Below are 9,987 nucleotides of genomic sequence, written 5' to 3' on the forward strand. Positions count from 1 at the left end.
GATCGACGCCGCCGTCGCGTCGCTCACGGCCGACGTCGCCGACGCCGACCGGCTCGCGGTGCCGAGCCCTCCGACGGATCCCTCGGTCGCCGCCGCGGCCGAGGCCGCGCGTCAGACGCTCGCCGCCGTGCCGACCGAGCGCCAGCAGGGCGACCCGCTCGCCCTTGTGCGTCGCCTCACCGACGCCGAGGCCGCGCTCGACGCCGCCCTCGCGCCGCACCGCGCACGCGAGGAGGCGGTCGCGCGCGCGACCGTCCGCCTGCGCGAGGTGCTGCAGCGGGTGGACGTGACGCTCGTGTCGGTGAACCGGTTCGTCCAGATCCACGGCATGACGGTCGGCACGGCGCCGCGGGCCGCGCTCGCCGAGGCTCAGGCCGCGGTGCAGGAGGCCAACGCGCTGAGCGAGACCGATCCCGTCGCCGCGCTCGCCGCCGCCGACCGCGCCGAGAGCCGGGCAGCCACGGCGCGCCGCACGGCCGAGTACGACGTCGAGCGGGCGACCCCTGCGGGTGACTTCGCCTGGGACTCCGGCGGCGAGGGGTCCGGCACGGACTGGGAGGAGCGGACGCGCGGGTACCGGTGGAGCTCGAGGGGGAGCTCCGGCTGGGGCGGCAGCGGTGGCGGTGGCGGCGGCGGATGGCTCAGCGGCGGCTCGTCCGGGCGCTCGTCGAGCTCGAGCCGGTCCCGTCAGTCGAGCGGCGGGTCGTTCGGCCGCAGCAGCTCGAGCCGCCGGTCGAGCTCGTCGTCGTCGCGTCGGTCGAGCTCGTCGCGGAAGAGCTCGAGCCGCAGCTCGCGCTCGCGCGGCGGCGGCGGCCGCTTCTGAGCCGTTCGGCGACAGCCCGGCCGCGAAGGGAGGGCGCTCCACGTGAGCGGGGCGCCGAGATGATGGTCCGACGAGGCGAGCACGGGACGGGGGTCGGGACGGTGGACGACCTGGTCGTACGGGATGCCGGCACAGACGACGTCAGGGCGGTCTGCGCGTTCGGAGAGGCCCACATCCGACCGCACTACACGCCGCTGATCGGCGCCGAGGCGGCGGACCGGCAGGTGACGAGCTGGTGGAGCGAGGCGCAGATCCGGTCCGCCGTGTCCGCGGAGCTGGTCGTCGTCGCCGAGGCCGGGGGCCGGGTCGTCGGCGTGGTGCAGCGCGGGCGCAGCGGTGCCGACCACGTCCTCTACAAGCTCTACGTCGACCCCGGGTACCGGGGGTCGGGGCTCGGGCCGCGCCTGATCGAGGCCGTGGTCCGGCGGTTGCCGCCCGACGCGAGCCGGTTGTGCGTCGAGCACTTCGCGAGCAACGAGCGGGCGGGGGCGTTCTACGAGCGGGAGGGCTTCGTCGTGGAGCGGGTCGAACGCAGCGGTACCAGCCCGGCGCTCGACGTGGTGTGGCGCGTGCGAGACCTCGGGGCGCGCCCTAGCTGACCTTGCCCTTGAGCAGCTGGTGCCAGTACACGAGCGGCTCGAGGTAGCGGTCGAACGCCCACGTGCTCAGCCGGGGCCGCACCAGGTCCGGCACGCTCAGCGTCGGTTCGGGCCGGCCCTCGCGGTCGAACTCGGCGAGCAGCAGCCGGCGCCGCGACGTCGTGACGGGTGCGACGGAGTACCCGTCGTACCGGCGCATCGGCCGGCCCCTGCGCCGGGCCGCGATGTTCTCCGCGACCACCGGCACCTGCTTGCGCAGCGCGCCGCCCGACGGCGACGTCGCCACCGTCGCGACGTCGCCGAGGCCCCACACGCGGGGGTGCGCGACGTGCTGGAGCGTGGAGGGGTCGACGGCGACGAACCCGTCGCTGCCGTCCGCGTCGAGCCCGCTCGCCGCGACCCAGGCGGGCGCGCGGTGCGGCGGGGCGAGGTAGAGCGCGTCGTACCGGGTCTCGGCGGCGCCGTCGGGCGTGCGGAGCCGCAGGGTCCGCGCGGAGGGGTCGATCGCCTCGACGGCGGTCCCGGTCCGAAGGGCGACGCCGTAGGACTCGGCCGCGGTGCGGAGCTCGCCGTCGGCCCGCTCCTCGCGCACGAGGCGGTCCGCCTCGACCACGAGCTCGATCTCGATCGCGCCCAGCACGCCCGTGCGACGCCAGTGGTCGGCGGCCATGAACAGCGGCTTGAGCCCCACCGGCGCGCACGGCACGTGCTGGTCCGAGATCACGAACACGGCGCGGCCCGCCGTGAGTGCCGAGAGCATCGCCCACGTCTCGACAGCGAGCTCGGGCGTGTAGCTCGTCGACGCGGACGCGGTGCCGACCGCCTCGCGCGAGCCCGGGATCGCGTCCCAGTCGACCTCCGAGCCCGGGCACACCGCGAGGTCGCCGTAGGTCAGCTCCCTGCCGCTCGCGAGGCGGACGGTCGAGCGGTCAGCGTCCACGGCGACGACGCGGTCCTGGTACCAGGTGCAGCCGTCCGGCACGACGTCGGCCTGGGGTCGGCGCAGGTCGTCGAGCGTCGCCTCCCCACCGGCGACGTACGACAGGAGCGGCCGGTAGTGGTGCACCGCCTTGGGCTCGACGAGCGCGACGTCGCGGCAGCCGAGGCGCTGCAGCTTCGCGGCGAGCGAGATGCCGGCGTTGCCTCCGCCGACCACGAGGACGTCATGGTGCGTCAGGGTGCTCACGACAGGACCACGCTCCGAGGTAGCCGGACTGGGCCCGAGCCACGCTAGGCGAGCACCCCGCCCCCGGCGACCGCTCGCGTGCGGCCGGTGCCGAGCCGGTCAGCCGCGGGGCGGGGTCGACTCGCGCAGGACGACGCTCGCGCCGACGTGGACCAGGCGCGGCTCGCTCGAGGGCGCGGCGAGCGACAGCTCGGTCGCCGCGATGCCGACGTCGACGAGCGGGACCCGCACCGTGCTCAGCGCGGGGGTGATGTCCCGCAGCGTCGTGATGTCGTCGAAGCCCGCGACGGCGACGTCGTCGGGCACCCGGACGCCCTCGTCGCGCGCCGCGGCCATCGCGCCGACGGCCATGACGTCGTTGACCGCGAACACGACCTCGACGCCCGGGCCGTTCCGGAGCAGGCGGCGCATCGCCTCGTAGCCGCCGTCGCGCGTGAACTCCGACGGCACGAGCGCGGCGTCGTCGGGCGTCGCGCCGAGCTCGGTGAGCACCTCGAGGAAGCCGGCGAGGCGGTCCCGCGCGGTGAGGTGGTCGGGCGGCCCTGTGAGCACGCCGAAGCGGCGGTAGCCGTGCGCGTGCAGCGCCCGGGCCAGGTCGCCCGCGCCCGCGCGGTTGTCGATCACCACGGTGTCGACGTCGAGCAGCGGCTGGCCGACGAGCGCGACAGTGCCGCCCGAGCGCTTGAAGCCCGCGAGCGCCTCGCGCATGCGGTCGTTGACGTCGTCGTCGTCCCGGCGCCCGCCGGCGACGACGATCGCCCGGGCGCGCTGCCGCGTGAGCAGCTCGACGATGCCGGGCTCGCGCGCGACGTCGTGCTGGGTGCTCGAGAGCGTCATCGTCAGTCCCTGACGCTCGGACGCGAGCCCGACGCCCGCGGCGATCGACGAGAAGTACGGGTCGGCGATGTCGTGCACGATGAGGCCGAGCCACGTGGTACGGCCGCGGGCCATGGCCTGCGCGTTCGCGTCGGGCGAGTACTGCAGCCGCGCGGCCGCCTCGAGCACGCGCTGGCGCAGGTCCTCGCGCACGGTGCGGTTCGCGCTCCCGTTGATCGCGCGCGACGCCGTCGCCAGGGACACGCCGGCCTCGCGCGCCACCTGGCTGAGGGTCACGGGTCCGTGGGAGGGGGTGCTGGCCACGCGCTCAGGGTAGGGGTTCGGCGACGCTCGGCCGTGGGACCGCCGTGGCGCGCGGCCGAGTTCACCCCTGGCCGTCGGCCGCGACGCCCCGGCGTCGCTCGGCGAGGTGCCGCGCGTGCCGGCGCGTGCGCCAGCGCAGCAGCAGCGCGCCGAGCACGGCGGCCGTGACCGACGCGATGAGGATCGCGGCCTTGACGTGCTCGGTGTGCGGCGACCCGTCCTCGAACGACAGCTCGCCGATGAGCAGGGACACCGTGAAGCCGATGCCCGCGACGACACCCACCGCGACGACGTCGGCCCACCGCACGGACGGGTCGAGCGTCGCGCGCGTGAGCTTCACCAGGAGGAACGTCGCCAGCACGATGCCGAGGGGCTTGCCGACGACGAGGCCCAGCGCCACTCCCTGCGCCGCGGGGTCCGCGACCGTCCCGGCGAGCGCCTCCGGGCTCAGCATCACGCCCGCCGCGAAGAGCGCGAAGATCGGCACCGCGACGCCCGCGGAGATCGGGCGCCAGCGGTGCTCGAGCCGCTCGGCGACGCTCTCCTCCTCGCCGCGCCGCGCGAGCGCGGGTGCCGTGAACCCGAGGAGGACCCCCGCGATCGTCGCGTGCACGCCGGACGCGTGCATGAAGGTCCAGGCCGCGACGCCGAGCGGCAGCAGGAGCCAGGGCGACGTCGTGCGCCGGACCACGACGCCGAACGCGGCGACGGTCGCGAGGGCGGCGAGGAGCCAGCCGAGCGCGAGGCCCTGCGCGTAGAAGATCGCGATGACGACGATGCCGAGCAGGTCGTCGACGACGGCGAGCGTGAGGAGGAAGGCGCGCAGCGCGGTCGGCAGCCGGCGGCCCGCGATGCCGAGGACGGCGACCGCGAACGCGATGTCGGTCGCGACGGGGATCGCCCAGCCGTGCAGCGGGCCGTCGCGCAGCGTGACCACGAGGACGTAGAACGCCGCGGGGACGGCCATGCCGCCGACCGCCGCGAGGATGGGCACGATCGCGGTCGACGGCCGGCGCAGCTCGCCGTCGACGATCTCGCGCTTGAGCTCGAGCCCGACGACGAAGAAGAAGATCGCGAGCAGGCCGTCGGTCGCCCATGCGGCGATGCTCAGGTCCAGGTGGAGCGAGGCCGGCCCGACGACGGTGCCGGCGATCTCCGCGTACGCGTCGCGCCACGGCGAGTTGGCCCAGACGAGCGCGACGACCGTGCCGACGAGCAGCAGGACGGCGCCCGCCCTCTCGCCCCGCAGGGTGTCGGCGAGATTGCGCTCGCTGCCCGGCGAGACGTGGTCGAAGAGCTCCGGGCGTGGTTGCGCCATGGCTCCCCCAGAGGTCGGTCCGGTGCTGTGCGGGCCGCCCGCACGCGTCGGGCGGCCCGGTGACCGTACCCGGGACGCGGCACCTGACGCGCCCCGAACGGAGCCCGGGCCGGCCGCGCCGGACGGGGGAGCGGGACCGGCGGAGCCGCCGGTCCCCGCCGTCACATGCCCGCGGTGATCCTGGACATGATCACGGAGGCGAACGCGAGCACGCCGATCGAGCCGGTCACGATGCCCGCGATCGCGAGGGCGCGGCCGCCCGAGCCGTTGACGCGCGTGAGGCGCAGCGCCTCGACGCCCATCCAGATCGCCACGACCGCGAGGAAGATGGCGCCGAGCATGCTGAACACACCGGCGACGAGGGACCACACGGCCTTGCGCTCCGTCCCCGAGGACTGCGGCCGGTGGGCCGGCGGACCGGCCTGCCAGGGGATCACCGGCGCGTGCGGCACGGACGGACCCCACTGCTGCGCGGGCTGCTGAGCCCACTGCTGCGCGGGCTGCTGAGCCCACTGCTGTGCGGGCTGCTGAGCCCACTGCTGTGCGGGCTGCTGAGCCCACTGCTGGCTCGGCTGCTGGCCCCACTGCTGGCCGGGCTGGCCCCACTGCTGAACGGGCTGCTGCGCCGGCTGACCCCACTGCTGGGGCACGGGCGTCGGCGCCGGCTGGGTCCACGCCTGCTGGACGGCGGGCGCTCCGAGGTCCTGCACGGGCGCGGCGTACGGCGAGGGGGCCGGCTGCTCCCAGGGCGAGGGCGAGGTCATGCGGTGACCGTAGACGCCGGCGCGACAGCGTCGACGCCGCCGTCACCCGTTCCCCGCAGCGGTTCGGCACAGCGTCACCCGTGTGCAGCAGGCGTCCCGCCGCCGCGCCGAGTGACGCGCAGGCAGGGGGCGCGTCGCCGCGCGGGCCGCCCCGGGCGGTCGGCGCTCCTAGGCTGGGGGCCATGGCTTCGCCAGCAGACGCGCCGTCGACCGACCCCTCGCCGTCCCCGGTCGAGGCGGTCGACCGGGCGCTGCGCGTGCTCGAGGCGCTCGCTGCGGCCGGGCCGCACGGGGCGTCGCTGGCCGAGCTCGCCGCGGGCCTGGGGCTCAACAAGACGACGATCCACCGCACTCTCGCCGCCCTGCGCCACCGCGGCTTCGCCATGCAGGAGCCGTCCGGCCGGTACGCGCTCGGTCCCGCGGCGACCCGGCTCGGCGACGACTACTTCGGCGAGGAGAACCTGCCCGTCCTGCTCCACCCGGCGCTCGTGGCCCTGAGCCGCGAGGTCGACGAGCTCGTGCACCTCGGCGTCCTCAGCGGTCGCGAGGTCGTCTACCTCGACAAGGTCGAGCCCGAGCGGCCGGTGCGCGTGTGGTCGGCCATCGGGCGGCGCAGCCCCGCCGTGACGACGGCGCTCGGGCGCGCGCTGCTCGCGCACCGGGGCACGGACCGCGCGGCGCTCGCGGGCTACCTGGCCGCGGCCGACGTCGACCCCGCGCACGTCTGGGCGGTGCTCGAGCGCGCCCGTCGCGACGGCTTCGCGACCGAGGTCGAGGAGAACGAGGCCGGCATCAGCTGCGTGGCCGTGCCGCTGCTGCGGGGAGGCGCCGCGGTCGCCGCGGTCTCCGTGACGGCCCCCGCCGACCGGATGACGGGCGAGCGGTTCGCCTCCCTGCGCGACCGCATGGCCGACGTCCTCCCACCCCTCCTCCCCGCAGGCCTCACGCTTCCCTGACCGGCCCGCCCGACGACGGGTGCTGGTCGTTCCCGGGCGCTCGTGGCACAATCGTTCCGGTACGCGGGACTTGCGTTCCGGACAGCGAAACGGTGGGAGATCGTCGATGGAGACCCTGGCCCAGCTGGCCGCCGCGCGGCTCGTCCCGGTGGTCGTGCTCGACGACTCCGCCGACGCCGCGCCGCTCGCCGCAGCGCTCGTCGAGGGCGGCCTGCCCGTCGCCGAGGTGACCTTCCGGACGGCCGCCGCCGCGGACTCGATCCGCGCGATGACCGAGCGCGGCGACATCCTCGTCGGCGCCGGGACGGTGCTGACGCCCGCGCAGGTCGACGAGGCCGTGGCGGCCGGCGCGTCGTACGTCGTCTCGCCCGGCCTGAGCCGCGCGGTGGTCGACCGCTGCCGCGAGCACGGCGTCCTCCCGCTGCCCGGCGCGGTGACGGCGACCGAGATCCAGGCGGCGCTCGAGCTCGGCCTCTCGACCGTCAAGTTCTTCCCGGCCGGCACGTCGGGGGGCGCCAAGGCGATCGCTGCACTGTCCGCACCGTTCGGCGGCGTGACGTTCGTGCCGACCGGCGGCGTGAGCGCGGCCAACCTGCACGAGTACCTCGACGTGCCCTCGGTGGTCGCCGTCGGCGGCTCGTGGATGGTCCCCAAGGACCTCATCCGCTCCGGCGACTTCGCCGGCGTGACGCGCCTGACCGCCGAGGCCGTCGCGCTCACGAAGCGCGACTGACCCGCCCGCGCGACCAGCCGCCCGTCCACGACGGACCTGCCCGCTCCCAGACGAAGGACGACGATGACCGCCCTGACCATCCGCCCTGCCGCCGAGTGCCGCTACGACGCCGTCTCGCTGGGCGAGGTGATGCTGCGCCTCGACCCGGGCGAGGGTCGCATCCGCACGGCCCGCTCCTTCCGCGCGTGGGAGGGCGGCGGCGAGTACAACGTCACGCGCGGCCTGCGCCGGGCCTTCGGCCTGCGCGGCGCCGTCGTCACCGCTCTCGCCGACAACGAGGTGGGGCGCCTCGTCGAGGACTTCGTCCTCACCGGCGGTCTCGACACCTCGTTCATCCAGTGGGTCCCGTACGACGGCATCGGCCGCGGCGTGCGCAACGGCCTGAACTTCACCGAGCGCGGGTTCGGCGTGCGCGGCGCCGTCGGCGTCTCCGACCGCGGCCTGACCGCCGCCTCGCAGATGAAGCCGGGCGACGTCGACTGGGACCACCTGTTCGGCGAGCTCGGTGTGCGGTGGCTGCACACGGGCGGCATCTACGCGGCGCTGAGCGAGACGACGGCCGAGGTCGTCGTCGAGGCGGTCACGGCCGCCAAGCGGCACGGCACGGTCGTCTCGTACGACCTCAACTACCGGCCGTCGCTCTGGAAGGCGATCGGCGGCCAGGCCAAGGCGCAGGAGGTCAACCGGCGCATCGCGGAGCACGTCGACGTCATGATCGGCAACGAGGAGGACTTCACCGCCTCGCTCGGCTTCGAGGTCGAGGGCGTCGACGAGAACATCTCCTCGATCAAGGTCGACGCCTTCGCCGCGATGATCGAGAAGGCCGCAGCCGCCTACCCGAACTTCCAGGTCATCGGGACGACGCTGCGCACGGTCCACTCCGCCAGCATCAACGACTGGGGTGCGCTCGCCTGGTCGCGTGACACCGGGGTGGTGCAGGCGACGTACCGCGAGCGCCTCGAGATCCTCGACCGCGTGGGCGGCGGCGACTCGTTCGCCTCCGGCCTCATCTACGGCCTGCTCGACGGCCAGCCGCTGCAGACCGCCGTCGAGTACGGCGCGGCGCACGGCGCGCTCGCGATGACCACGCCCGGCGACACGACCATGGTGACCAAGGCCGAGGTCCTCAAGCTCGCGGGCGGCGGCAGCGCGCGGGTCGACCGATGAGCACGGCCGACGCCGGCACGCCGCTCCCGCTGGCCGGCCGGACGGCGCTCGTCACGGGCGGCGGCACGGGCATCGGACGCGCGGTCGCCCTCGCGCTCGGCCGGGCCGGCGCCGACGTCGCCGTCACCTACCGCTCGCACGACGCGTCCGACCTCGTCGCCGAGCTCCGGGACGCGGGCCGCGCGGCCGAGGCCTACGAGCTCGACGCGACGGACCCGGCCGCGGTGCGCGACGTCGTCGCGCGGGCCGCGGCCGCGCTCGGCGGCCGCGTCGACGTGCTGGTCAACAACGCGGGCGGGCTCGTCGGGCGCCAGCCCGTGGCGGAGATGACGGTCGAGCACTGGCACGCGGTGATCGACCTCAACCTCACGAGCGCGTTCCTCGTCACCCAGGCCGCGATCGCCGTCATGCCCGACGGCGGCCGCGTCGTGTCCGTCACCTCGGTCGCGGGTCAGGACGGCGGCGGCCCCGGTGCCGCGGCCTACGCGGCCTCGAAGGCGGGCCTCGACGGCCTCACGCGTGGGCTCGCGAAGGAGCTCGCGCCGCGCGGGATCACGGCGAACGCGGTGGCACCGGGGTTCATCGGCGACACGCCCTTCCACGAGCGCTACACGCCCGAGGCCGCGCAGCGCGCGGCGGTCGCGGGGACGCTCGTCGGACGCCCCGGCACGCCGGACGACGTCGCCGCGGCCGTGCTCTACCTCGCGACCGAGCCCGGCTTCGTCACGGGCGCGGTGCTCGACCTCAACGGCGGCAGCCACCTGCGCTGAGGGCTGCCGTCACGCGAGGCCGGTGCTGTCGCTCACGCGCGCGCCCTCGAGCGTGCGGCCGTCGAGCGTCGCACCGGCGAAGCTCGACCCGGTGACGTTCGCGTCGCGGAAGCGCGCACCGGTGAGCGCGGCGTCGTCGAACCGCGTCCGCGTGATCGTCGCCTCGCGCAGGTCGGCCCCGTTCAGCTGCGCGCCCGTGAGGTCGAGGTCGACGAGCCTCGCGCCCCGCAGGTCCGCGCCGGTCAGGCTCACGCCCGCCCACGACCCCGTGAGGGTCGCGCCGCGCAGGTCGCAGCCCGAGAGGTCCGCGCCGCGAGCGTCCGTGGCGCCGGAGCGGGCGGCGGTGCACGACGTCGCCACGACGGGTGGTGGTGGCGGCGGGGGTGGTGGGGGCGGCGGCGCGGGTGGTGTGGTGGCCGGCGGTCGGGTCGCGGGCACCTGCGCCGTCGGGGTGGTCCCGGCGGTCGACCCGGTCGGTGGTGGCGTCACGGGCGTCGTGCCCGGTCCGGGCGTGGGTCCCGGGGCGCCGGC

Annotated in this window: 10 protein-coding genes and 1 pseudogene; 6 read left to right on the forward strand and 5 right to left on the reverse strand. The window is 75.8% G+C overall.

What is annotated here, in order from left to right:
• Window positions 1–823, forward strand: a pseudogene (locus tag ICW40_RS09245) (hypothetical protein); the annotation flags it as partial.
• A gap of 101 nt (window positions 824–924) precedes the next feature.
• On the forward strand, window positions 925–1,422 hold the full coding sequence (locus tag ICW40_RS09250) for a GNAT family N-acetyltransferase (RefSeq protein WP_308121719.1): 498 nt from the start codon (window positions 925–927) through the stop codon (window positions 1,420–1,422).
• Here the strand turns inward: ICW40_RS09250 and ICW40_RS09255 are convergent.
• The 4 genes from ICW40_RS09255 to ICW40_RS09270 all read right to left on the reverse strand — a co-directional run bounded on the left by ICW40_RS09255 (window position 1,415) and on the right by ICW40_RS09270 (window position 5,830).
• Entirely contained in the window at window positions 1,415–2,608 is a 1,194-nt protein-coding gene (locus ICW40_RS09255) for an NAD(P)/FAD-dependent oxidoreductase (RefSeq protein ID WP_221653538.1), read from the reverse strand. The two genes, ICW40_RS09250 and ICW40_RS09255, sit on opposite strands and share 8 nt — an antisense overlap.
• 99 nt (window positions 2,609–2,707) lie before the next feature.
• Window positions 2,708–3,748, reverse strand: a complete 1,041-nt coding sequence (locus tag ICW40_RS09260; RefSeq protein ID WP_308121720.1) for a LacI family DNA-binding transcriptional regulator — start codon at window positions 3,746–3,748, stop codon at window positions 2,708–2,710.
• A 61-nt stretch (window positions 3,749–3,809) separates the two neighbouring features.
• On the reverse strand, window positions 3,810–5,066 hold the full coding sequence (nhaA, locus tag ICW40_RS09265; protein ID WP_221653539.1) for a Na+/H+ antiporter NhaA: 1,257 nt from the start codon (window positions 5,064–5,066) through the stop codon (window positions 3,810–3,812).
• 161 nt (window positions 5,067–5,227) lie between these two features.
• Window positions 5,228–5,830 (reverse strand): DUF4190 domain-containing protein, encoded by a 603-nt coding sequence (locus ICW40_RS09270; RefSeq protein WP_221653540.1) that lies wholly within the window; start codon window positions 5,828–5,830, stop codon window positions 5,228–5,230.
• 182 nt (window positions 5,831–6,012) lie between these two features.
• On the opposite strand from ICW40_RS09270, the gene ICW40_RS09275 reads away from it, so the two are divergent.
• From ICW40_RS09275 to ICW40_RS09290, 4 genes are all read left to right on the forward strand, one after another.
• A complete protein-coding gene (locus ICW40_RS09275) occupies window positions 6,013–6,786 on the forward strand; it encodes an IclR family transcriptional regulator (protein ID WP_221653541.1) in 774 nt (257 codons plus the stop codon).
• A 106-nt stretch (window positions 6,787–6,892) separates the two neighbouring features.
• The gene (gene eda, locus ICW40_RS09280) at window positions 6,893–7,519 is read left to right on the forward strand and encodes a bifunctional 4-hydroxy-2-oxoglutarate aldolase/2-dehydro-3-deoxy-phosphogluconate aldolase (protein WP_221653542.1); all 627 of its coding nucleotides are present in this window, start codon (window positions 6,893–6,895) and stop codon (window positions 7,517–7,519) included.
• Between the two features lie 63 nt (window positions 7,520–7,582).
• Entirely contained in the window at window positions 7,583–8,686 is a 1,104-nt protein-coding gene (locus tag ICW40_RS09285) for a sugar kinase (RefSeq protein WP_221653543.1), read from the forward strand.
• Window positions 8,683–9,456 (forward strand): SDR family NAD(P)-dependent oxidoreductase, encoded by a 774-nt coding sequence (locus ICW40_RS09290; RefSeq protein WP_221653544.1) that lies wholly within the window; start codon window positions 8,683–8,685, stop codon window positions 9,454–9,456. Before ICW40_RS09285 ends, ICW40_RS09290 begins: the two co-directional genes overlap by 4 nt.
• Window positions 9,457–9,465: 9 nt before the next feature.
• Here ICW40_RS09290 and ICW40_RS09295 read toward each other — a convergent pair.
• Window positions 9,466–9,987 (reverse strand): pentapeptide repeat-containing protein (locus ICW40_RS09295; RefSeq protein ID WP_221653545.1); only part of this gene is annotated, 522 nt, incomplete at its 5' end.

This window comes from Actinotalea ferrariae (genome assembly GCF_019733465.1).
Lineage (GTDB): Bacteria > Actinomycetota > Actinomycetes > Actinomycetales > Cellulomonadaceae > Actinotalea > Actinotalea ferrariae_A.